This window comes from Microbacterium sp. Root61, from assembly GCF_001427525.1.
GTDB lineage: Bacteria > Actinomycetota > Actinomycetes > Actinomycetales > Microbacteriaceae > Microbacterium.
Window position 1 is genome coordinate 1,788,677 of sequence record NZ_LMGU01000001.1, and the last position, 20,117, is coordinate 1,808,793.

Consider the following 20,117-nt stretch of genomic DNA (forward strand, 5'->3'; position numbering starts at 1 on the left):
ATACCTGAGAAGTAGATCGGTCTCTGGAGTGGGTCGCGTGATTGACAGCGATGTCATTCCCGTGCGACGCTCAAATCGACCGACACCCCCGGCGCGACCCCGCGGCTCGGCTCTCTCCCCCCGATGCGGACGACCCGCGGTGCTCGCCGGAATCACCCAAGGAGGTATCCATTGGCGGATACGCGCCCGAACATCCTGTGGATGTGCACCGACCAGCAGAGATTCGACACCATTGCGGCGATGGGCAACGAGGTGATCCGTACGCCCAACCTCGATCGCCTGATCGAGAACGGCGTCGGGTTCGACAAGGCCTATTGCCAGTCGCCGATCTGCACGCCCAGCCGGGTGAGCTTTCTGACCGGGTGCTACCCGACGCGCACGCACGTGAATCGGAACGGCAATCGCGACGTCGGTGACATCCCGCCCCTCGTGACGAAGATCCTCGCCGATGCGGGCTACGACTGCGGACTCGTGGGGAAGCTCCACCTGTCGAGCGTGCACGGTCGCGTGGAGCAACGGATCGATGACGGCTACCGAATGTGGGAGTGGAGCCAGATGCCCCCGCCCGAGACGTTCTGGCCCACCGACGAGCACTTCTACCAGCGATGGCTGAAGGCGAAGGGCGTCGAGTGGGCGAGCATCTACCCTCCGGTTGACGAGAGCGTTCTCGAGGAGAACGTGGATTGGGCACGGATGCCTGAGGGATGGGCCGACACGTCCGTCTACGCGCGCCTGTACCGACCGGGCGTCCCCGTCGAACACCACGAGATCACGTGGGCGATGGAGAAGGCCATCGACTTCATCGAGGAGGATCGCGATGGCCCGTGGATGTTGAGCATCAATTCCTTCGCGCCCCATCCGCCCACCGATCCGCCCGCCGAGTACCTGGCCCGAATGGATCGGGACCGCATGCCGAGGCCTGCGTTCGAAGAATCGGACAGAGAGTGGCAGACGACCTTGAGCGAGAAGGTCGACTTCCAAGTCGACAAGCCCCTCGCGCCGGAGCAGTACGACGCTGCGGGACTCGTCGCGGCGTACTACGCCGAGATCGAGCTCATCGACGAAGGGTTCGGGCGTCTGCTCGACGCGCTCGAGGCGGGCGGGCAGCTCGAGAACACGCTCGTGATCTTCACGAGCGACCACGGCGAGATGCTCGGCGACCACGGACTGCTGCTCAAGGGCTGCCGCTTCTACGAGGGGCTCGTCCGTGTACCGCTCATCCTCTCGTGGCCGGCAAAGGGCATCCGCGGAGCGCAGAGCGACGCACTCGTGGAGCTCGTCGACATCGCCCCCACGATTCTGGACGTCGCGGGGGTCGAGGTGCCCGAATACATGCAGGGCCGATCGCTGCGGCCGATCCTCACAGGGGACACGCCACTGCACGATCACAAGGACGCCATTCGCTGCGAATACCACGACGCCGTCGAGCTGAAACACGCGAGCCACGCCACGATGATCCGCAACGATCGGTACAAGCTCGCGATCTACCACGGGACCGGCCTCGGCGAGCTGTACGACCTCGAGACCGACCCTCACGAGCACCGCAACCTGTGGAACGACTCGGAGTTCGCGAGCGTGCGCGCCGAACTCTCGGGCCGGCTCCTGGACGACCTCATGACGACGGTCGACGTCGGGGGGCCCCGCGTCGGTCGATACTGACGCGGCGCACCGTCGACAACGGCGGAAGGGCTGATCCCCGTGCGGGGTCAGCCCTTCAGTGCGAGATGGACGAAGATCGTCGCGGACTCGTCAGCGGAGGCTCCCGACAAGTGCAATCGGATCCAGGTGCCGAAGTGCGTCATGCCGAGCTTGGCCAGTTCCTCACTCGCGGCCAGCGTGATCGACGGCCCGTGGTCGACCCAGTCGATTCCGTCCGGCGACACCTGCGGGGTGATGGTCAGCTCGGGGTGCTCCCCGTTGGTGCGGACGAAGAACAGCGCTTCGGAGGCCCACCCGGCTTCGTAGGGATGGGTCCCGTACTCCGCCGTGAGGACGGTTCGGCGTTCAACGAGCGTGGTGGCTGAATTCAGCATCGTCAGTCCTCTCAGGCCTTGGGCGAATTGCCGGTCGAGTAGACGACCGAGTCGAGGTACATGAACACGCTGCGGTCGGTGTCCGTCTCGATGAAGAAGACGGGGTTGATGAGTCCCGAGATCCCGTCATAAGTGGGCGCCAGCGTGGTGGGCGTGCCCCGCAGATCGAAGGTGCGACCCATGCTCTGGAACTCGACGTATTCGCGCTGCTCCAGGTCGACGAGCAGCCGCATGTACAGCCAGTTCAGCTTGTCGGGGCTCTCGTTGTAGACGAGCGGCTGGTCGCTGTCCGGAATCCACTGGTATCCGTCAGCCGAACCGTCCGGGTAGCGCTTCCCGCACCAGATCGCGTCGATGCCCGGCGCCTCCCAGCCCTCGGGACTGCCGGACCACTGCTCACGCGTGATGTCGTCGGGCGTGCGGAAGTACTGCCAGCGCTTGATCTTGGTCCCGTTGACGGAGTTGACGTACCGTACGCCCGGCTGCCAGCGGTAAGAGTCATCCTGGACGTCGAACCACATGCCGAACGCACGAATGTCCTCCTCCCCCTTGCCCACGCGGTCCTGCTGGGGCGTGTAGGAGTACCAGGCTTCGAGCTGGAGGTACCGGTGATCGTTGTTCACGCGAGACAGCCGCTTGATGACGGTGCTCATGCCACCGTCGGCGGGCGGCTCCTCATAAGCGCGCGCCGACGGCCGAGTCGCCAGCTTGAGGGAGTAGTTGCCCTCCATCGACCCGTGCGAGGCCGCGAACCGCATCGGTGCGGCGCTGATCATGGACGGGCCCCACGAGCCGAGATCGACCTGCGAAGGCTGCGACTCGTAGTCCTCGTGCACGAAGTTCGGCGTCAGGTCCAGCCAGCCGTTCATGCCGAGATCGAAGTCGTCGTAGACGAGGACTTTCTCCAGCGGATTGAACTTCTCAAGCCCTCGCTCGCGGATGATCACGCTCGCCGACTCCCTTCGGTAAATGGATATACCTAGGTAAACTACGGCGGGCATGTCAGGATGTCAACGTCCCGAGTTTGAAGAATGGATGTCGATGCAGGAAGAAGTGCGAGGCGCACCGAAGCGGCCCGCGCGCCTTCGTGACGTGGCTGCTCGGGCGGGCGTTTCGCCCGGGCTCGTCTCGAGGCTCCTGAACAACGACGCCTCGCTCACGGTGCGTCCTGAGACACGCGAGGCCGTGCTGGACGCCGTGCGCGAGCTCGACTACGTGCCGAACTCCAGCGCTGCGTCGCTTCGTCGGAATCGGACGGAGGCCATCGGTCTCGTTCTGGACCGCGTGACCAACCCGGTCTTCACCGAGGTCGTCCACGGCGCACAGGAAGCGGCCGCGGAGTTCGGGTACGGCCTGCTGATGGCGGACGCCGAAGAAGCGGAGGAGGACGAGACCTTCCTCGCCGGCATCATCAAATCGCGTCGGGTCGATGGGCTACTTCTCCAGGGCGGCTACGGACCGCGCGCCGCGATGCTGCAGCGCTACTCGGAGGCGATTCCGAGCGTCATCGTCAACAGCACCGGGAATGGCGCAGCATCCGGGGTGCGGCTGGAGGACGACGCGGCGGCGCGAGTCGCCACCGCCCACCTTCTTGGGCTCGGCCACCGGAACGTCGCATTCGTCACCGGCAGCCCGGGGGCCGCGTCCGATGCCCGGCAACGCGGGTATGAGGAGGCGCTCACCAATGTAGGGCTGCCACTCCGACCAGATCTCGCGATCCCTGGAGGCTGGCAGGCCGAGGACGGAATGCGTGCCGTGCGCGAATGGCTGCGCTCGGGGCGCGGGGCCGACGCCGACGCGTACGTTGTCGGAACCTCCGTAGCGGCGCTGGGCGTGCTCGCCGCGCTCGCGGAGGCCGGAGTTCGTGTACCAGATGATGTATCCGTCGTCGGAATTCACGACCCGTGGTTCGCTCCCTATGTGACCCCGACACTGACGACGGTCGCGCTTCCACTGTTCGAGCTGGGGCGCCGGTCCATTCTGCAACTCATGACCCATCTCGAGTCAGGCAAGCCTCCCGAGGCGGTCATCAGTGATCCCGCGCCTCGGCTGATCGTCCGCGAATCGACCCGGCAGCGATAGAGGCTCCGTAGCCAAGCAGAACGACGCCGCGGTGATCGCCGGGCGGCGATATCCACGAACCGACGTTCACACACCGCGAGCTCGGCATCGACCCCGGGGTCGCTCAGGCCGTGCTCGAGAACATCGACATCACGACTGTGCAAGACAGTACTGTGTGGACATCGTCGGCAACAAGCTGCGCAAGGCGGGCATCCGCAGTCGCCACCGGCAACTGCGCAACATCGATCTCGCTACCCTCTAGCCGTACGTCTCCGGCTTCCACGGCGAGCAGTGATTTTGCCCTCAGGCCCGGCCCCTGCCCCCTTGTCAACCCCTTGTCCGCCGTTTCCAGCGCCGCCTACGGTCGAGTCACGAAACTGTGGCTCACCGTGATCGTTCTGCCGATCCGAGACGTCACGGAAAAGGGGTCGTGACACATCGGTCGCGATTCGATTTGTTCGAGAGGCGGGCGTCATCCCATGGATACATCCACAGTGGTTTGGATCATCGTCGGCATCGTGATCGCGCTCCTGGTGATCGTGGCGATCATGTACCTGGTCACGTCGCGGCGCCGCGCGGCTCAGGCTCAGGTCGACCGCGAACGTGCTGCCGATCTGCGTTCAGAAGCTGAGGCGCGTGGCCTCGATGCGCTCGATCGTGAGGCCGAAGCCGCGCGAGCGGACGCTGACGCACAGCAGGCGCGCGCAACCGCAGAACGGTTGAGCCGCGAGAGCGAAATTCGACACACCGATGCCGACACTCTGCGCAGTGAAGCCGAACAGACGTACAAACGCGCCGACACCATCGACCCTGATGTCGATGGAAGCGCTGGTGACACCGGCCAGCCCAGCGCCCCGAAGGCTCCTCAGTGATGCGCGTCTGACCTCCGCAATGGAGGTCGAGGCAGCGATGCGGGCCGGTCGGATTCTGAATCCGACCGGCCCGCATCGTTAGGTCTAGCGGAGGGTGTCCTTCACGTCTTCGACAGCCTTCTTCACTTTCGCTTCGGCCTGGTCTGCGTCTCCCTCCGCTTCGAGGCGCTCGTTGCCGGTGGCCTTCCCGACAGCTTCCTTGCCCTTGCCGGTGAGGTCTTGAGCGGTGTTCTTGATCTTGTCGTCCATACCCATGGTTGTCTCCTTACTGATGGCCCGCGTGTGCGAGCTGCGCGACTGATTGCTCCAAGTTCACGTGTCGGAGTGAGTCCCGCACAGGGGGTTGACAACCGTCCCCGAAGACTCCGGGAGGCGGCGCTACGAGCTGACCTTCGAGCCTGATCGAAAACCGGGACCACTCGCGGCCGAAGACTCAATCGCAGGCTCGCCCCAGTGCTCCCAACGGAGAGGCGCGCTCGGAGTGATCAGGGCTTCCACCGCGCCTGGCCGACGCTCTCCGCCTGCACGAACCCGCCGCCGTCGCGTACGGTGGTTCTTCTACGACGGATCGCACGTCGAACTCGACGATCGGCTGCTCACCGCGGTGCAGGCGGGAAGTGCGGGATCGGGATCGGCTTCGTTCCGCCACGCCCCGACGTCTGGGGCGCAGGGGCACCGTCGATGCCATCGTCGTCTCCCGGCGTCTGCTTATCCGACACCTCGTCGTCTTCGATCAAGTCTCGACCGTCCATGGCGGCCTCCTTCGACTTCACCTGGGGTTTCGTACCTGGCAATTCTGATCCTGCGCCGAGCGTGAGGGATGGGGATTGACAAGTCGGGATGCTGTGCCTAGGGGCGTGCTGTCAAGGGGGCAGGGTCGGCACGATGTTCGCCGTCGCAGACGCTGGCCGTACCCGAAGTGGAACTCACGGGCTCAGGCAGGTGGGTCGGAGCGCCGCGGTGGGTCCCACCCATCTGGGCGAGCAGAGCGTCTTCGAAGTCATCCGCGTCATCGCGGAGATCGCCCGTCGCATCCAGGTCGGCCCACGGGGGTTCGTCATCGAGCTCGACAACCCGTCGATGCTGTATTTCCATCACACTCGCAGCCCATCACGAGGGATTCGACCCTCTCCACCATTCTCGACCGGCGTGAGCTTCACGTGTGGGGGCTTGACTTTATTGCGCCGGCGTGGGCGCCCGTAGTGGTCAGGGAGTCCGCCGACCTGCTCGCGCAGCCTGGGCCCCTGATCTCCGCCTCCCATGTCGGCGTCGACGCCGGGCCGTTGGAGAGAAGCTATGGCCGTGCACAACCAGCCGACAGGGGCTAGACACGCGAGCAAAGCGAAAGGATTCGGACGACCTGTGCACTCGGCATACCTGTTTCCGATTGTCAAGGCCCACCTCTGGGCGGTGTTCGCGAACTAGCGTCTCAGACGGAGGTAAGCCAATGTCCCCTACGAAGTCCCCCACGAAGAAGTCACCGGCGACCACGACCGCGAGCAAGCGAACCGGTGCCGAGGCCGGAGCCAGCACCACGTCGCGACAGAACGCCGAAAAGGGGTTCGTCGCGTCGAAAGGACTGGGTGAGCGACTGCAGGCCGTGCTGGTCGATCTACTCGAGTTGTCGATGCAGGGCAAGCAGGCGCACTGGAACGTCGTAGGCAGGAACTTCCGCGACACCCACCGTCAACTCGACGACATCATCGATGCGGCACGTGCCTTCAGCGACACCGTCGCCGAGCGGATGCGGGCACTGCACGCGGTTCCGGACGGCCGCAGCGGCACCGTATCCACCACCACGACGCTGCGGGAGTACCCGCAGGGCGAGGTCGACACGTCCCAGACGGTCGACCTGATCACGGAGCGCTTGGAGGCCACGGTGGCCACGATGCGCCGAGTCCACGACGCCGTCGACGAAGAAGATCCGACCAGCGCCGACATCCTCCACGCGATCATCGAGAAGCTGGAGCAGTACGCATGGATGGTGAGTGCCGAGAACCGCACGCCCACGTCCTGATGACGACGCTGGGGGTCGAGGAAGAGTACATGTTCCTCGACCCCACCACGCTCCGGCCTGCGGGCGTCGCGGAGGCCGTCCGCTCGGAGCTTCTGCAGGGGCAGCCGCGTTCCCGATTCGTCGCCCACGAGTTTCTCGCGTCTCAGATCGAGCGGTCCACGCCCGTGTTCCACACGCTCGAGCAGGCCGCCGCCGATCTGTCCACGTTTCGGAGGCGCCTGCAGGTTGCGGCATCGCAACACCACGTGGTCGCCGCATCCATCGGCACGCCGTTCGATAGCGTCGGCCGGCCGGAGATCACGGAGGACACCCGGTACCAGACGGTCGAATCGGAGTTCCGCGGCGTTGTCGCCGACCATCTCGTCAACGGGGTTCACGTTCACGTCGCCATCCCCGATCGCACCACCGGGGTGCACGTCTTGAACCGGATTCGGGTCTGGCTGCCGACACTTCTCTCGCTCGTGGGGAACTCGCCGTTCTGGCATGCGACGGACACCGGGTTCGCGAGCTGGCGCGCGATGCAGATGCGGCGGTGGTCGACGATCGGCTGCCCACCGCCGTTTCGGGACGGCGACGACTATGACGACCGCATACGGCGGCTTGTCGGGGTGGGTGGCACCTACGACCTCAAGACGATCGCGTGGAATGCGCGACTCTCCGAAGCGAACCCGACGGTCGAGGTGAGGGTCGGTGATGCGCAACTGGATGTCGCTGCGACGGTGCTTCTCGCCGCGCTCGTCCGGGGACTCGTGTCCACGGCGATCAGGGATACGCGGGCTGGGATCGCTCCATTGGAGGTGGAGCCGGAACTCCTGGATGCCGCGCTGTGGCATGCCGCACGTGATGGAATCTCCGGCCTGCTGCTGAACCCGGCGACGCGGCGTCTCGAGCCGGCGGCCGAGGTCGTAGGGGCGATGGTCGACTCCGTTGCCGAGGCGTTGGAGACGGAAGGCGATGTCGACACGGTCCATGAGCAGATCGCACGAATCCTGGTGGACGGTACTGGCGCGACGCGACAGCGGGCTGCGATGCGGGCGGGCGGAAGGAAGGCGCTCGGGCGGCTGTTCGCCACGGCGCTCGCCTCGCGCTATACCGGCTCCGACGCTCGTCCAGGCTCCGTTCTTCAGTCTTGCGGGGCCTCCAGGGGGCGAGGTTCATCGTCGACGGGAGAGGTGTAGTCCGGGCGCGCAGGCTGAGAGGGCTGGTCCGAGAGCTCTCCACCTTCGCGACCGCCATACGGGCGCCCGTGATCGGCGAACTCATCCCGAACAAAGACGAGCGACCACGGTCCCGCTGTGAAGCGGGCACCCGTGCGGAGCGTCTCCGTGCGGTCGCTCGTCTCGTCGGCCGGATCACTGCCGGCGTTCATCTCTCCCTCGCCGTGCAGGGTCAACACATATTCGTCACGTTCGTCGTGGGCGATGGTCGCGTGATGCGCATCCGTGCCTGCGAGGTGAAGATCGCTGTCGGGTGAGGAGCCGATTCGCGTCAGGTCGTGGATGATCTCGTGATGGAATCGCTCGTCATCGCTGGTGATGAGCAGCCGCGGGTTCCCGGCGCCCCACTCCGCATGCGTCGTCGTCGGCACATAGCCGTCCGTGTTGTCGGGATCGGTCATCGTGTCCTCCTCACAGAGCTCGTCCGCCGGTGACGGGTAGCACCGCACCGGACACGTACGAGGCGTCCTCGCTGGCCAGGTAGACGTATGCGCCCGCGAGTTCGGCAGGTTGTCCCGCGCGACCGAGCGGGGTGTCCGAGCCGAACGTGCGGAGCTTTTCGTCATCGAACGACGTCGCTGGGATCAACGGCGTCCAGATAGGGCCGGGCGCGACCGCGTTCACGCGGATGCCCTCCGGTCCGAGTTCCTCGGCGAGAGCTTTCACGAAGGCGACCTGGGCGGCCTTGGTCATCGCGTAGTCAATGAGACCAGGAGATGGATCGAACGCCTGGATGGATGCGGTGACGATGATGGATGCCCCGGGCATCAGGTGTGAGCGCGCCGCGCGCGCGGTGAACAGCAGCCCGTAGAGGTTGGTTTCGAAGACCCGATCCAACTCGTCCGTCTGCAGCGACGCGAGCCCGTCGCGGTCCTTCTGATAGGCCGCATTCAGAACGAGGATGTCCAGCCCGCCCAACCCATCGACGGTGTCCTGGACGATACGGCCGGCGAACTCTTCGTCGCGTACGTCTCCTCCGAGCGACAGCCCCCGAACACCGGCTTCCTCGATCAGTCGGACAGTATCCGCGGCATCCCCCTCCTCTTCGGGCAAATGCGCGATGGTGACGTCGGCCCCTTCTCGAGCGAACGCGATCGCCACCGCACGTCCGATCCCGGAATCACCGCCAGTGATCAGCGCCTTCCGCCCGGCCAGACGCCCGGTGCCGATATAGGAGATCTCCCCGTGGTCCGGCCTCGGAGCCGTATCCGCCGTGAGTCCGGGCTGATCCTGCGCTTGCAGAGGGAACTTGCCGGTGTAGTACTTGGTGCGCGGGTCGGTGAGGGCTTGCGTGTCCATTCCCCCAGAAGACCCGACCCTCCGCGATCGCGGCAGGGGGTTGACAAGAGTAGGCGAGCATGCGGCGGACAGACTGAAGCTTCCGGCTCGCATGCCCGAAGTGACCGGTGCACGTTTGTCAACTCCATTGCGCGCCACACCCGTTGGATCGCAATCTTGGGGTTGATCGAAGGGAGCAACGATGAACGGTGAATCGAATGGCCGCGAGTCCGAAGACGCGCCGGCGACCCAGGATCTGGAGGAGCCGAGCACGGAGAAGGAGGTAGGGCAGGAGCCCCGAGCCGCGACACCGGAGGAACCGCAGCAACCGCAGGAGCCGGAGCCCAGTCATGAAGCCGTCGGGATCGGGGTCATCGGTGAACCGATGACCGAGAGTGGCGACCCCTCAGCGGACGACGAGTCCCGGTGAATCGAGGAGCAACGCACGCGGACATGACGTCCGAGCCCGCCGATGAGGTCGTTCTCACCCGCGTATCACCCGACGATGCGGGAGAGATCCTGACGATTCAGCGTGCAGCCTTCGTGTCTGAAGCACTGATCTACGGCGATGCGAATATGCCCCCTCTCGTTCAGACGCTCGAGCAGCTCACCGCAGAGTTGCAGGAATCCGACGGGTGGGTCGCCAGGAGGGCGCACCGTATCGTCGGAGCGATCCGCACGCGCGAACTCGATGGGGTGCTTCTGATCGGCCGCCTCGCGATCGCCCCGGACATGCAGGGCGAGGGGATCGGACGTCGGCTGTTGGAAGCCGCCGAGCAACACACCCACGCCGCTGAAGCGGAGTTGTTCACGGGAAGCCTCAGCGAAGCCAACATTCGACTTTACGAGCGATGCGGCTACGTGGAATCGGTGCGCATCGAAGCAGGCGACGGAACCGCCACAGTGTTCATGAGAAAGCAACTGACGGATGCGCCGCCCGGTCCGGGACCTTCGCGACCCAATGGAGCCGCCGCAGCACCTGCTCTGTGATGCTGCCCCCACGACAAGCGCAGGTCGGGTACACCGTCTTGGCCGCCGCGAACTCCCCCGCGGTACCATGGGGGTCATGGGATCGATGTACTACGGCGGCATGGAAACGGTCATCCATATCGAAGATCGCGCCCTGGCCCACCTCAAAGTCGTGATTGCCACAAAACTGCGACGGGGAGAGAGTTTCACCCTTTCGTGGCGGCACCCGGACGACGAGCCTCGCGGGCGAAGCACCGTGTGTCTGCACCCATCGATTCCGCTGCGATTTGTCTTCGATGATCCTGAACGGCCCGCACTCAGCCGGCAGTGGATCGACGAGCTGGCGGCATCGGCCAACTCCTCGGGTGGCATCCTGCTCGTCGATGAACACGTCCACACCGGGCCGGTGGCAATCAGTCCCGAAACCGCACCGGAAGGCGCACCGGACGGTTCCCCGACCAGCTTCAGCGGATAGCCTGATCAGCCCCGTTCCCGCGATGGAGCGAGGTCGCACCCATCGGATGGTGTCCTTGTCGTGCGGGAGTACGGTTTCAGTGCTGATGCTCCAAGCGAATCGGCGCACGCACGTCCAACGGGATTACCGGCGGGACGACCCCGAGAATGACTGCATCCTTCTCGACACGGGATACACATTCCCAAGGAATGATCCGTGAGTTGCGATGCAGCCAGCTGATGACCGCCGCGATGAGCCAAGGACGGTCGACGCGCCCCCGCTCGTACCCGTACATCGAAGTGCGGCTGTGCGGGCTGACCAGCAGTGCGATCAGTTCGAGGTCGCCTTCCCTGCGGCCGTTTCGGGCTGACCGCCGGAATCGCACGTCCACCACGGTCCCGATTTCGGAACCGTCCGGCGTGCGGACCCGGCGGCCGAGGAGTTCACTCAGGAGCATGGCGCCCTCCGGGGATTCGTGCGATGACACGATCACGGAACCAACGCTCGAGCCACACCCCATCCAGGTCGTCGGCGTGAACCCGCAGCTCGATGACAGTCCCCAGACGAGCGACGTCCTGCCACGCGAGACGATCCCACCGCGATCGGGGCATATGGCCGCCGAAGATCCGCGGCAGCACAGCGGCCCCGACCAGGATCGCTGCCACACGCGGCGCGTCGGCATGATCAACCGCTTCTCCGATCTCGATCCCCGTCAACTCGACATCGTCGACGGTGCTGAAAGGCACGCCGTCGCGATCGATCATCTGGCGGTCCAGTAGATGAAGTCGAGCATCGACACCCCGACCGTCCGGATCCCGGTACCACTCGAGCGGATGCTGCGGCCTGGACGCGCGCTTCATGACGACCCCATTCCCGAAGCGATCAAGAGTGGAATCGCGGCTACGGCCGCCACCACGATGATGAGGAGGAAGGCCACTCCGAGGCCGTTGCGGATCTTGCCGTTGACCTCGTCGCCCATGTACTCCGGATCGTTCGCCACGACCAGGATCGGGAAGTAGGTCAACGGAAGGGCGACCGCGGAGAACACTACGGAAAGCTCGGTGACCTGAATCGGATCGACGCCGGTCGCGAGGATGCCGCCCCCGACGAGGAGACACACGATCATGGCGACGTGGAATCGTGCCGCTTGGGCGGGGCGCCGGAATTTGCCCCAGCTCCAGCCGAAGAACTGCGCGAGCGTGTAGCCGGAGGAGAGCGTGGTTTCGAGCGCCGCGCCGAAGGTCGCAGCCAGGGTTCCGACGATCGCGAAGGCGAGGGCCAACTGCCCGCCGGCCTGCGCCACCGGGAGCACGACCTGGGACAGGGTGGTGACCTCGATCGCTTGCGGCAGTAACACGACCGCGGCACACGCGGCGATGGCGAGCGAGAGGATGCCGCCGAGCGGGAATCCGATGAATACGTTCGCCCGCTCGGTGGCGAGGTCGCTCTTGGTCCACTTCTCCTCGACGGCTCCCGAGGAGAAGAAGAACACCTCATACGGCGTCATCGCCGCACCGAAAAGTGCCACCGCGAAGTACCAATACGACACGGGACTCTCGGATGCCGGCAGCCATGGTTGGAAGGCCGGCGCGGTGAGCTGTCCCCAGTCCGGCCGTAGCAGGAACAGGGCGACGACGAAGACCATAAGCGTGAGACCCAGCAGTCCCGCGACGTTCTCCATGATCGAGAACCTGGTGCGCCAGATCACGACCCACACGGCGAACAGCGCAACCGGAATCCACATCCCAGGTCCGACCCCGGCCGCAAGCTGCAGCGCGAGCGCGACACCACCGATCTCGGCCGTCAGGGTCAACAGGTTGATAAGGAAGGACGCAGAGAGGTTGGCGAGCCCGGCGCGCGGGCCGAGCCGCTCGCGGATGATTTCGAATGTCGCGCGCCCACTCACCGCTGCGACTCGCCCCGCCATATCGGCATACAGACAGATCCCCGCGACTCCGACGAGAACGACCCACGCCAGCCCGAGCCCGAACTTCGAGCCGACAACGGCGTTGGTCACCAGATCGCCGATGTCGACGAATCCGCCGATCGCGGTGAGGATGCCGAGTGCGACGGCGAAGAGGCGTTTCACTGCTCGTCCTCGAGGCCGGAGAGTTCAGCGAGCCATGTGTCGAGTTCCTCGATCGCGGCGGAGGTGTGGCCGTACTGGGCCAGGCGCACCGCCTCGAGGGTTCCTCTGGCTGCGGTCAGCGCGTCCGCGCGGTACAGCGCATCACCCTCATCCGCCGGTGCGAGCTCCAACTCGGTGATCGAGGCGCTGATCTCCCGCGACATGTCGGAGAGCAGGGTGGTGAGCGAGCCCGGCAGCATCCCTCCCGCTGCATCTATCATCAATCCGGTTTCGGCGGCACGTCCCGAACTGATCAGGTCCTGCACGACGCTCTCCAACATCGCGTCCGGGCCTGTTGTCGAGCACGAAGTCGTCCCCAACGCCCACGCCAGGATGATCGCCCCCGCGTAGACGCGAGACCGCGCACGACGTGAGCCCGGTGATTTCATGAACAGACGATATGACCCGTGATCAACACCGCGCTGGGGGTTGACAATTGCACGAAAGCGCGGGCTCAGCGTGGGCGGTGACTCACCACAAGTGAGGCATCCGCGTGCCCCTAGTGTCGAGCCACTCCGCTGGTAAGGAGGACGTTGCTCTAGCGTGCGATTTCAATCGATGGAGTCCACGGTGAGCGGGTCGGGGTCGTCGAGTTCGACGTCAGACGCAACTCGCCCACGTCCGATTCAGCGGGAGCATCCGTTTCCGATGCCCTGACGGCATCTCAGGGGATCGGGACTTGGCGTGCCGTGGTGTCCTCCGCGGGTTCCGGGGTGATGATCAAGCCGCTCGGGCTGCTCGCCGAGACCATCAGTTCCTCGATCCACGCACGATTGATGGCCGGGTTGCGACTGCCGAAGAAGTGGAACTGGAGCGGGACGGCAGGATGCATCCAAAAACTGCGCCGGCCGCTTCCGTCGCCGATCTCGACGTCGAACATGAACGACTCCGATCGGCGCAGCTTGTTCATCATCACGACCCGCAGATGCGCAAGCGTGCGGTCATCGATATCGACGGAGTTGCCCATGGTGTCGTAGATGAATCTCCCCATGCGCTGATGGTACCTCGGGGCGCGAACACTCCCTGTTTGTCAGGTCGATGTGTGCGATCCAGCTGGACCCCTGCCCGAGTGCGCAACACCCTTTGCGCAGAATCCCCTCTCTATGCTTGAGGCGTGGCGGGTTCTGGTGGACGAGTGTGGACCGGAGTTCTCCGGATCGCTCCCTCGCACGGCGACCACCGCGTTGCGCTGCGAGCGGCACTCAGCGTCGGCGTCCCCCTCCTGATTCTGTGGGCGGTCGGGCGGCTCGACCTCAGTGTCTACGCGAGCTTCGGGGCGTTCGCGGCGCTGTACGGCCGCAACGACGGCTTCGCAGACCGCGTGCGCATGCAGGCAAGCGCGGGCGGAATTCTGCTCGCCGCGATGCTCGCGGGCACCGCGCTGGCCGTCATCGAAACGCCTGCGATCGTGTCCGTACTCGTGGTGCCCGTGCTCGCGTCACTGGTCACCTTGCTCGCCTATGCGATGCAATGGCATCCACCCGGGGCGCTGTTCGTCGTGTTCGCGATCGGCGCGACCGCCAGCATCCCCGCATCCGCCACCAGTTTCCTCGACGTGCTCATCGTGGGAGGAGCGAGCGTCCTGTTCGCACTGCTGGTGACGGTCGCCGTCGCGATCATCGTCACCCGCGCCATCCCGACGATGGCACCGAGCAAGCGGCCCCAACGAGTGGGCAACATCGCGTGGGAGATGGCGGTCACCGTTGGAGTGGCCACGATGCTCGCAGGCGTGATCGGATTCCTGCTGCTCGACTCCCACTGGTACTGGGCGATGGTCGGTGCAGTGGCAGCAGTCAGCGGCGCCCACGTGAATGCCCGAGTGATCCGCGGACTACAGCGCCTCGCGGGAACTCTGCTGGGAGTGCTGGCCGCCGCCGGCATTCTCGCTCTGCACCTTCCGCCCCTGGCCGTCATCGCCATCGCCGTGGTGTGCCAGGTCGGTGCAGAGATGTTCGTCGGACGCAACTACGGCATCGCGATGATCTTCGTCACGCCGCTGGCGCTGCTCATGGTGGAACTGGCCGCACCGATACCCGCAGACGTCCTCCTTCGCGATCGCGCGCTCGAGACCGTGATCGGCGTTGCCGCGGGGACCCTGGTCGCCGTCATCTCCGCGACGCTCCGAAGAACGAGAACCCGTCCCGGACCTAGACGATCTGCCCACTCGGGGAACGCAGCAGCGTCTGTGCTCTGCAGGTCGACCTGAAAGGCGCCCTCAGTATCGAGCGCCCCTGGGCCGAAGCCTGGCACCATCTGCGTCAGCAGCGGAAGACCTGCGCACGCCGCACGACGCTCTGATTCGGCGCGGAGTCGCGCAGGCGACATCCGATTCTCTGGCAGATTCACGCAGGAGCCGGCTGCGATCGCCCCGAACTCGCTTCTGATTGGCGGACTCGCCCACTCAGAACGGTCCAGAAACGAGAAAAAGGGCCGTCACCGGCCCTTTTTCCCATTACTGTCTCAACACAGTGTGCGCCCGAAGAGACTCGAACTCCCAACCTTCTGATCCGTAGTCAGATGCTCTATCCATTGAGCTACGGGCGCAAAGCCTGCACACGATACGGCGCGCAGGCCGTGGTCAAGATTACCCTACGAAGAGCGTCCCCGCGAATCGAGGTCGGCTTGCGCGTCAGACCGGCTCCGATCGGCACGCGCAGCGGCCGAACGACGGGTCGCATGCGCGGCCAATCTCGGCAGATCGATCAGCTGCAAGGCCTCCATCCGCGCCTCCCGCATCGTCTCGTAGTCGGGATCCGACTCGGCCGTCATGCCCTCGACGCGCAGCCGACGCTGCAGGTTCGCCTCGACATCGCCCCATGCGGCGTCCCGCGCCTGCTCGACGAGCTCGGCGACCGCGGTCGCATCGTCGGCCATCTCCCGCAGTCGCGCCGCCACGCGCACGTACTGCCGGTGCCGCTTGCGCAGGTTGCGGGTGTCGCGATCACGGTAGTCGTGCGTGCCGTCGGGGTCGGTGAACTTGCCCCACGCTTTCTTGCGCTGCTTCTTCGCGAGCTCCGCAGCGGCTTCCTGCTCCGTCGCCAGGGCGCGCAACGTCTCCCGCGCGAACTCCGCGACACCGTCAGGGTCGAACTGTCCCCCGCGCGCGATCGTCTCCACCAGAATGTGATTGCGCACCGTCAGACGGGCGGCGGCAGACGCGATCGAGACGCCCTCGGCGACAGCATCCGAGGTCTTTCCCATTCGCACCCCCTCCGTTGTATCGAGGCTATCGTCCGCGACACGTGCGCGAGTGAGTGAGAATCGGATCAGCACCGGCAACGACGACGGATGGGATGCCTCGTGGCACGAGCACGACTGGATGTAAAGGGCGCGACGAGCGTCATCACGGGAGCCGCCAGCGGCATGGGGGCCGAGGTCGCCCGCTCCCTGGCCCGACGCGGCGCACGACTGGCGCTCGTGGACCGCAACGGTGAAGGACTGGCCGCGCTCGCGACCGACCTCGCCGGCACCGGGCACACCACGCACACGGTCGACCTCACTGATGATGCGGCCGTCTTCGCGCTGGCGCAGGACATCGAGGCGCAGCATCCGCAGATCCAGACCCTGATCACGTGCGCGGGATCGTCGATGCTGGGCGACATCGACCAGCTCACGATGGATGAGATGCGCTGGCTGATGGACGTCAATCTGTGGGGCACGGTGAACATCACCAAGGCCCTGCTGCCGGCGTTGCGCCGTGCGCGCGAAGCGCACATCACGCACCTGGTGAGCATCTACGGCCTCGCCGCCCCGGCGGGGCGGATCCCCTATGCGATGAGCAAGTTCGCGGTCCGAGGGTTCACCGAGTCACTCCGGCACGAGCTGGAGGGGTCACGGGTGACGGTGGGTGCGATCTACCCCGCCGGGGTGAAGACGGGGATCATCCTGCACGGCCGCTTCGCCGCGTCGATCGATCCCGCCGTGGCCCAGCGTGCAGCGAACGCGCAGGCCGCGATGTACCACACCGAACCGACGGATGCCGCGGAACGCATCGTCGATGCGACGGTCCGGCGGCGCCCCCGCACCATGATCGGGCGGGAGGCGCGCCTCGTCGACATCCTGACGCGGGTCACGCCGACACGCTACTGGGCGCCGATGCGCAGACCGCTGCGCGAGGCCATCGATACGACGACCCCCTTCGCCTAGCGATCAGGCGCCGGCGGCCACCGGCTTGCGGTACGTGGCGGAACCGAAGCCCAGCATCAGGTAGCCGACGAACGCGAACAGCCATAGCAGGAAGAACGAGTACACGCCGCCCTTGCCGAAGCGCTCGCCCAGCTTGAGGGCGACGATGATCCCGAAGACGAAGTTCACGATCGGGATGATGTAGAGCAGCGCCAGCCAGCCCGACATGCCGGCGATCTTCACCAGGAAGACCACGTTCACGATCGGGATGATCCCCAGGATGCCGGGGAGCCCGGCCTTCGTGAAGATCTTCCACAGCGCGACGGCCATGATGACGTAGAAGACCAGGCTGATGACCCAGGACGTGGTGATCCACGGACCCATATCAGCGCTGATCGGAGCGGGCGTGGTGACGAGTGAGACGAGAGGCATGGCGCTCAGCCTAGGGGTCGCGACGACTCGGTGTCGACATCGCGTATCAAGCGGGCGCGGAGGCCGCAACCCCCTTGCCAACGCGCGGAGCCGACGTAGCGTGGAAGCTCACGCCCTCCACGAAAGGAGCATCATCATGGGAATCGCTGACGACGCCAAGGAAGTCGCAGATACTGCGGGCCGCAAGATCAAGGATGCGTGGGACGACGCCACGGACAAGATCGGCGACAAGATCGACGAGGTCAAGGCTGATGCCGACGTGAAGAAGGCCGAAGCCGAAGCCGAATCGGTGCGCAAGCGCAATGAGGCCAAGGAGGCCATGCGCGGCGACTGACCGGCACAGACTCCGGTCCACGGGCAGCGCCCCGAGGACCGGCACGACGCGGAGGGCTCCGGAGAGTACTCGGGAGCCCTCCGCCGCGCGTGGGGTTCTCCCCCGTGCGGCTGCGGCATCCGATCGCGAGGGGGCGGTCGGATGCCGCAGCCATCCGATCGACGCCGGTCTCCGAAGAACCTCCGATGCGGCACCTCGCCGCGCACCATCAGGGAGGCCTCTCATGCGTCAGTCACCCAACCGCCTCGTCGCCACGATCTTCGGCGGCGTCTACGTCCTCGTCGGGCTGCTCGGCTTCGCCGTCACCGGAGGCATCGGCTTCATCGCGACCGAGGGCGGGCTGCTCCTCGGGATCTTCGAGGTGAACCCCCTGCACAACGTCGCGCACCTGCTGATCGGCGCCGCCCTGCTCATCGCCGGACTCGCGTCGGTGACCGCGGCGAAGCTGGTCAACTCGATCATCGGTGCGGTCTACCTGCTGCTCGGCATCGTCGGCTTCTTCCTCGTCGGCACGAGCCTCAACATCCTCGCGCTGAACACGTTCGACCACTTCCTGCACCTGGCGAGCGCCCTCGTGCTGCTCGGCGTCGGCCTCGCCGCCGACCGCACGATGAGCACGGCCCGGGGTCGGATCGCCTGATGACGACCACGATCGCGGGCGCCACGCGCGCTCGTGCCACGACGCGGTCCGCACCGCGGGCCGCGTCGTGGCCGGCGGTGGTGGCGTGGGGCAGTGGACTCGTGCAGCTGGCGCTCGGCGCCGGGATACTCACGAGCGAGGGAACGGATGCCGCGGCCAGGGCGATCGGCTTCGCCCTGGCGACGCTGGGCGGCGCGGGATTGCTGTGGGGCGCACTCACCCTCTCGCGCGGACGCATCGTCGCGCCGCGCCTCGGGGTTGCCGGCGCGCTCGTCGGCCTGACCGCCGGCGCGCTCGCGCTGACGGTCGATCCGGCGCGGACGAGCGTCGTCGCGGTGGCCGCGGCATCCGCTCTGCTGGTCACCGCCGGGGTCGCGTGCGCGATCGCGCTGCGGCGGATACCGGCGGCCGGGAGGCCCGGCATCATCGGCCTGCTGATCGCCGCCGTCGTCGTGGCGGCGCTGGTCACCCCGGCACTTGCCGCGACCGAGGCGGGACGCCTCGCACCCGACCACGGCGGGCACGAGCTGGTGCGGGGCGAACACCAGCACTGAGTCGGCTCAGCCGATCGCCTCGATGCGCCACTGCGCGGTCGCGGTCGCGCCGGGCTCGATGACGATCAGCCCGGCGTCGAAGTCGGCCGCGCCCGCGTTGAACGCATCCGGGGCGCAGGTCATCGGCTCGATGGCGAGGCCGAGCCGATTGTTCGGGTTCGCGGCTCCCCCGGCGAGATCGGCGGTGTGGATCTGCACCCACGGGCAGGACTCGTCCCAGACCATCGCCACACCGGAGCCGGCGGCATCTGTCACCGTCGCGCGCGCGAGACCGTCGGCATCACGGGTGAACCCGGTGAACGCCTGGTCGATCTCGACAGATCCGATCGGGCGAGGGGTGCGGAAGTCGAACCGGGCGGCATCCACCTCGACGGGGTGCAGCCCGGTCGAGATGAGGCGGTCCTCGGTCACGGTGAGAACCTGCGCTGCGGGCAGTCCGAAAGTCCACTCGTCCAGCGGCGACGACCCGGCGACGAGGTACGGGTGCGGAGCCGTGCCCCACGGCACCGCCACGGGTCCGTCGTTGCGTGCGGTGACCACCTGCGTGAGGCCCTCGGAGTTCAGGGCGAACGTCGTCTCCACGATGACGCGCCACGGGTAGCCGGCCTGCGCCTCGATGACGCCGGCCAGGGTGACGTGGCTCGGGTCCTTGTCGATGACGTGGAACTCGAGCCAGGCGACCAGCCCGTGCAGGGCATGTCCGCGCGCCGGCTCGGTGAGCGGCAACTGGTGGGTCTCTCCCCCGAACTCGTAGGTCCCGTCGACGACGCGGTTGGGCCACGGTGCCAGCGTCGCGCCGCGGAACGCCGGGCGCACCTCGTCCGCGTCGAAGGGGACGACCAGGTCGCGGTCGCGATACGTCAGCGAGCGCAGCGATGCGCCGACGCCGGCGATCACTGCTTCGTAATCGCCCGCGCGGATCGAGTGCTGGATGCCGGAGAGAGGTGTGCGTGCCAAGGGAGCGCTCCATGCCGACGCGGGCGTCGGCGGATCGGTGTACATG

At 66.3% G+C, this 20,117-nt stretch carries 27 protein-coding genes and 1 tRNA gene; 13 read left to right on the forward strand and 15 right to left on the reverse strand.

The window, feature by feature from the left end; genetic code table 11:
• The first annotated feature begins 171 nt into the window (after positions 1-171).
• Complete coding sequence (locus ASD65_RS08705; RefSeq protein ID WP_056221270.1) at positions 172-1,659, forward strand: sulfatase family protein; 1,488 nt, start codon at positions 172-174, stop codon at positions 1,657-1,659.
• A 47-nt stretch (positions 1,660-1,706) separates the two neighbouring features.
• Here ASD65_RS08705 and ASD65_RS08710 read toward each other — a convergent pair whose 3' ends face one another.
• Both ASD65_RS08710 and ASD65_RS08715 read right to left on the reverse strand, forming a co-directional pair.
• Complete coding sequence (locus ASD65_RS08710; protein WP_056221275.1) at positions 1,707-2,033, reverse strand: DUF6385 domain-containing protein; 327 nt, start codon at positions 2,031-2,033, stop codon at positions 1,707-1,709.
• Between the two features lie 11 nt (positions 2,034-2,044).
• Positions 2,045-2,980, reverse strand: coding sequence for a DUF6772 family protein (locus tag ASD65_RS08715; protein WP_235566639.1), 936 nt, complete (start codon positions 2,978-2,980; stop codon positions 2,045-2,047).
• Between the two features lie 145 nt (positions 2,981-3,125).
• Between ASD65_RS08715 and ASD65_RS08720 the strand changes: the two genes are divergently transcribed.
• Positions 3,126-4,115, forward strand: a complete 990-nt coding sequence (locus ASD65_RS08720) for a LacI family DNA-binding transcriptional regulator (protein ID WP_162248476.1) — start codon at positions 3,126-3,128, stop codon at positions 4,113-4,115.
• 497 nt (positions 4,116-4,612) lie between these two features.
• A complete protein-coding gene (locus ASD65_RS08725) occupies positions 4,613-4,966 on the forward strand; it encodes a hypothetical protein (RefSeq protein WP_156378818.1) in 354 nt (117 codons plus the stop codon).
• 84 nt (positions 4,967-5,050) lie between these two features.
• Here the strand turns inward: ASD65_RS08725 and ASD65_RS18755 are convergent, their stop codons facing one another.
• Positions 5,051-5,221, reverse strand: coding sequence for a CsbD family protein (locus ASD65_RS18755; protein ID WP_082561641.1), 171 nt, complete (start codon positions 5,219-5,221; stop codon positions 5,051-5,053).
• A gap of 341 nt (positions 5,222-5,562) precedes the next feature.
• On the reverse strand, positions 5,563-5,718 hold the full coding sequence (locus tag ASD65_RS18995) for a hypothetical protein (RefSeq protein WP_156378819.1): 156 nt from the start codon (positions 5,716-5,718) through the stop codon (positions 5,563-5,565).
• Positions 5,719-6,413: 695 nt separating this feature from the next.
• Here ASD65_RS18995 and ASD65_RS08730 point away from each other — a divergent pair.
• Together ASD65_RS08730 and ASD65_RS08735 are read left to right on the forward strand one after the other, a co-directional pair.
• Positions 6,414-6,983: a Dps family protein gene (locus ASD65_RS08730; RefSeq protein ID WP_056221284.1), complete on the forward strand. Its 570-nt coding sequence runs from the start codon at positions 6,414-6,416 to the stop codon at positions 6,981-6,983.
• Entirely contained in the window at positions 6,983-8,161 is a 1,179-nt protein-coding gene (locus tag ASD65_RS08735) for a carboxylate-amine ligase (protein ID WP_056221287.1), read from the forward strand. Before ASD65_RS08730 ends, ASD65_RS08735 begins: the two co-directional genes overlap by 1 nt.
• Here ASD65_RS08735 and ASD65_RS08740 read toward each other — a convergent pair.
• Complete coding sequence (locus tag ASD65_RS08740) at positions 8,107-8,601, reverse strand: hypothetical protein (RefSeq protein ID WP_056221292.1); 495 nt, start codon at positions 8,599-8,601, stop codon at positions 8,107-8,109. The genes ASD65_RS08735 and ASD65_RS08740 overlap by 55 nt on opposite strands.
• A 10-nt stretch (positions 8,602-8,611) precedes the next feature.
• Positions 8,612-9,499 carry an SDR family oxidoreductase gene (locus ASD65_RS08745; protein ID WP_056221295.1) on the reverse strand — a complete coding sequence of 296 codons (888 nt, stop codon included), beginning with the start codon at positions 9,497-9,499 and terminating at the stop codon, positions 8,612-8,614.
• Positions 9,500-9,680: 181 nt separating this feature from the next.
• Here ASD65_RS08745 and ASD65_RS08750 point away from each other — a divergent pair, with 181 nt between their 5' ends.
• The 3 genes from ASD65_RS08750 to ASD65_RS08760 all read left to right on the forward strand — a co-directional run bounded on the left by ASD65_RS08750 (position 9,681) and on the right by ASD65_RS08760 (position 10,922).
• Complete coding sequence (locus tag ASD65_RS08750) at positions 9,681-9,908, forward strand: hypothetical protein (RefSeq protein ID WP_056221297.1); 228 nt, start codon at positions 9,681-9,683, stop codon at positions 9,906-9,908.
• Between the two features lie 23 nt (positions 9,909-9,931).
• Entirely contained in the window at positions 9,932-10,468 is a 537-nt protein-coding gene (locus ASD65_RS08755) for a GNAT family N-acetyltransferase (protein WP_082561643.1), read from the forward strand.
• Positions 10,469-10,544: 76 nt separating this feature from the next.
• Positions 10,545-10,922, forward strand: coding sequence for a DUF7882 family protein (locus ASD65_RS08760; RefSeq protein ID WP_056221300.1), 378 nt, complete (start codon positions 10,545-10,547; stop codon positions 10,920-10,922).
• Between the two features lie 76 nt (positions 10,923-10,998).
• On the opposite strand, the gene ASD65_RS08765 is transcribed toward ASD65_RS08760, so the two are convergent.
• The 5 genes from ASD65_RS08765 to ASD65_RS08785 form a co-directional block, all read right to left on the reverse strand.
• Positions 10,999-11,358: a PRC-barrel domain-containing protein gene (locus ASD65_RS08765; protein WP_056221303.1), complete on the reverse strand. Its 360-nt coding sequence runs from the start codon at positions 11,356-11,358 to the stop codon at positions 10,999-11,001.
• Positions 11,345-11,665: a hypothetical protein gene (locus tag ASD65_RS08770; RefSeq protein ID WP_235566640.1), complete on the reverse strand. Its 321-nt coding sequence runs from the start codon at positions 11,663-11,665 to the stop codon at positions 11,345-11,347. The genes ASD65_RS08765 and ASD65_RS08770 overlap by 14 nt, the downstream gene beginning before the upstream one ends.
• Positions 11,666-11,757: 92 nt before the next feature.
• Positions 11,758-12,990 carry an NRAMP family divalent metal transporter gene (locus tag ASD65_RS08775; protein ID WP_056221309.1) on the reverse strand — a complete coding sequence of 411 codons (1,233 nt, stop codon included), beginning with the start codon at positions 12,988-12,990 and terminating at the stop codon, positions 11,758-11,760.
• A complete protein-coding gene (locus ASD65_RS08780; RefSeq protein WP_156378820.1) occupies positions 12,987-13,418 on the reverse strand; it encodes a hypothetical protein in 432 nt (143 codons plus the stop codon). Before ASD65_RS08780 ends, ASD65_RS08775 begins: the two co-directional genes overlap by 4 nt.
• Positions 13,419-13,693: 275 nt before the next feature.
• Positions 13,694-14,020 carry a DUF7882 family protein gene (locus ASD65_RS08785; RefSeq protein ID WP_056221315.1) on the reverse strand — a complete coding sequence of 109 codons (327 nt, stop codon included), beginning with the start codon at positions 14,018-14,020 and terminating at the stop codon, positions 13,694-13,696.
• Between the two features lie 123 nt (positions 14,021-14,143).
• Between ASD65_RS08785 and ASD65_RS08790 the strand changes: the two genes are divergently transcribed.
• Entirely contained in the window at positions 14,144-15,235 is a 1,092-nt protein-coding gene (locus tag ASD65_RS08790; protein ID WP_082561644.1) for an FUSC family protein, read from the forward strand.
• A 265-nt stretch (positions 15,236-15,500) separates the two neighbouring features.
• Here ASD65_RS08790 and ASD65_RS08795 read toward each other — a convergent pair.
• Positions 15,501-15,573: transfer RNA gene (locus ASD65_RS08795), tRNA-Arg, on the reverse strand.
• Between the two features lie 45 nt (positions 15,574-15,618).
• Positions 15,619-16,230 carry a hypothetical protein gene (locus ASD65_RS08800; protein ID WP_056221317.1) on the reverse strand — a complete coding sequence of 204 codons (612 nt, stop codon included), beginning with the start codon at positions 16,228-16,230 and terminating at the stop codon, positions 15,619-15,621.
• A gap of 99 nt (positions 16,231-16,329) precedes the next feature.
• Between ASD65_RS08800 and ASD65_RS08805 the strand changes: the two genes are divergently transcribed.
• Complete coding sequence (locus tag ASD65_RS08805; RefSeq protein WP_235566641.1) at positions 16,330-17,175, forward strand: SDR family NAD(P)-dependent oxidoreductase; 846 nt, start codon at positions 16,330-16,332, stop codon at positions 17,173-17,175.
• A gap of 3 nt (positions 17,176-17,178) precedes the next feature.
• Here the strand turns inward: ASD65_RS08805 and ASD65_RS08810 are convergent, their stop codons facing one another.
• A complete protein-coding gene (locus ASD65_RS08810) occupies positions 17,179-17,586 on the reverse strand; it encodes a DUF5684 domain-containing protein (RefSeq protein WP_327042036.1) in 408 nt (135 codons plus the stop codon).
• Between the two features lie 136 nt (positions 17,587-17,722).
• On the opposite strand from ASD65_RS08810, the gene ASD65_RS08815 reads away from it, so the two are divergent.
• The 3 genes from ASD65_RS08815 to ASD65_RS08825 all read left to right on the forward strand — a co-directional run bounded on the left by ASD65_RS08815 (position 17,723) and on the right by ASD65_RS08825 (position 19,114).
• Positions 17,723-17,920: a hypothetical protein gene (locus ASD65_RS08815; RefSeq protein ID WP_056221323.1), complete on the forward strand. Its 198-nt coding sequence runs from the start codon at positions 17,723-17,725 to the stop codon at positions 17,918-17,920.
• 223 nt (positions 17,921-18,143) lie between these two features.
• Complete coding sequence (locus ASD65_RS08820) at positions 18,144-18,560, forward strand: DUF4383 domain-containing protein (protein WP_056221326.1); 417 nt, start codon at positions 18,144-18,146, stop codon at positions 18,558-18,560.
• Positions 18,560-19,114, forward strand: coding sequence for a hypothetical protein (locus tag ASD65_RS08825; RefSeq protein WP_056221328.1), 555 nt, complete (start codon positions 18,560-18,562; stop codon positions 19,112-19,114). The genes ASD65_RS08820 and ASD65_RS08825 overlap by 1 nt, the downstream gene beginning before the upstream one ends.
• Before the next feature lie 6 nt (positions 19,115-19,120).
• Here the strand turns inward: ASD65_RS08825 and ASD65_RS08830 are convergent, their stop codons facing one another.
• On the reverse strand, positions 19,121-20,116 hold the full coding sequence (locus ASD65_RS08830; protein ID WP_056221331.1) for an aldose 1-epimerase family protein: 996 nt from the start codon (positions 20,114-20,116) through the stop codon (positions 19,121-19,123).
• Position 20,117: the final 1 nt, after the last annotated feature.

Excerpts from the sequence above, each read along its gene's own strand:
- ASD65_RS08710 (WP_056221275.1), bottom strand. The coding sequence starts at position 2,033 with ATGCTGAATTCAGCCACCACGCTCGTTGAACGCCGAACCGTCCTCACG.
- ASD65_RS18755 (WP_082561641.1), bottom strand. The coding sequence starts at position 5,221 with ATGGGTATGGACGACAAGATCAAGAACACCGCTCAAGACCTCACCGGC.
- ASD65_RS18995 (WP_156378819.1), bottom strand. The coding sequence starts at position 5,718 with ATGGACGGTCGAGACTTGATCGAAGACGACGAGGTGTCGGATAAGCAG.
- ASD65_RS08730 (WP_056221284.1), top strand. The coding sequence starts at position 6,414 with ATGTCCCCTACGAAGTCCCCCACGAAGAAGTCACCGGCGACCACGACC.
- ASD65_RS08735 (WP_056221287.1), top strand. The coding sequence starts at position 6,983 with ATGACGACGCTGGGGGTCGAGGAAGAGTACATGTTCCTCGACCCCACC.
- ASD65_RS08740 (WP_056221292.1), bottom strand. The coding sequence starts at position 8,601 with ATGACCGATCCCGACAACACGGACGGCTATGTGCCGACGACGACGCAT.
- ASD65_RS08745 (WP_056221295.1), bottom strand. The coding sequence starts at position 9,499 with ATGGACACGCAAGCCCTCACCGACCCGCGCACCAAGTACTACACCGGC.
- ASD65_RS08750 (WP_056221297.1), top strand. The coding sequence starts at position 9,681 with ATGAACGGTGAATCGAATGGCCGCGAGTCCGAAGACGCGCCGGCGACC.
- ASD65_RS08755 (WP_082561643.1), top strand. The coding sequence starts at position 9,932 with ATGACGTCCGAGCCCGCCGATGAGGTCGTTCTCACCCGCGTATCACCC.
- ASD65_RS08760 (WP_056221300.1), top strand. The coding sequence starts at position 10,545 with ATGGGATCGATGTACTACGGCGGCATGGAAACGGTCATCCATATCGAA.
- ASD65_RS08765 (WP_056221303.1), bottom strand. The coding sequence starts at position 11,358 with ATGCTCCTGAGTGAACTCCTCGGCCGCCGGGTCCGCACGCCGGACGGT.
- ASD65_RS08770 (WP_235566640.1), bottom strand. The coding sequence starts at position 11,665 with ATGATCGATCGCGACGGCGTGCCTTTCAGCACCGTCGACGATGTCGAG.
- ASD65_RS08780 (WP_156378820.1), bottom strand. The coding sequence starts at position 13,418 with ATGAAATCACCGGGCTCACGTCGTGCGCGGTCTCGCGTCTACGCGGGG.
- ASD65_RS08785 (WP_056221315.1), bottom strand. The coding sequence starts at position 14,020 with ATGGGGAGATTCATCTACGACACCATGGGCAACTCCGTCGATATCGAT.
- ASD65_RS08800 (WP_056221317.1), bottom strand. The coding sequence starts at position 16,230 with ATGGGAAAGACCTCGGATGCTGTCGCCGAGGGCGTCTCGATCGCGTCT.
- ASD65_RS08810 (WP_327042036.1), bottom strand. The coding sequence starts at position 17,586 with ATGCCTCTCGTCTCACTCGTCACCACGCCCGCTCCGATCAGCGCTGAT.
- ASD65_RS08815 (WP_056221323.1), top strand. The coding sequence starts at position 17,723 with ATGGGAATCGCTGACGACGCCAAGGAAGTCGCAGATACTGCGGGCCGC.
- ASD65_RS08820 (WP_056221326.1), top strand. The coding sequence starts at position 18,144 with ATGCGTCAGTCACCCAACCGCCTCGTCGCCACGATCTTCGGCGGCGTC.
- ASD65_RS08825 (WP_056221328.1), top strand. The coding sequence starts at position 18,560 with ATGACGACCACGATCGCGGGCGCCACGCGCGCTCGTGCCACGACGCGG.
- ASD65_RS08830 (WP_056221331.1), bottom strand. The coding sequence starts at position 20,116 with ATGTACACCGATCCGCCGACGCCCGCGTCGGCATGGAGCGCTCCCTTG.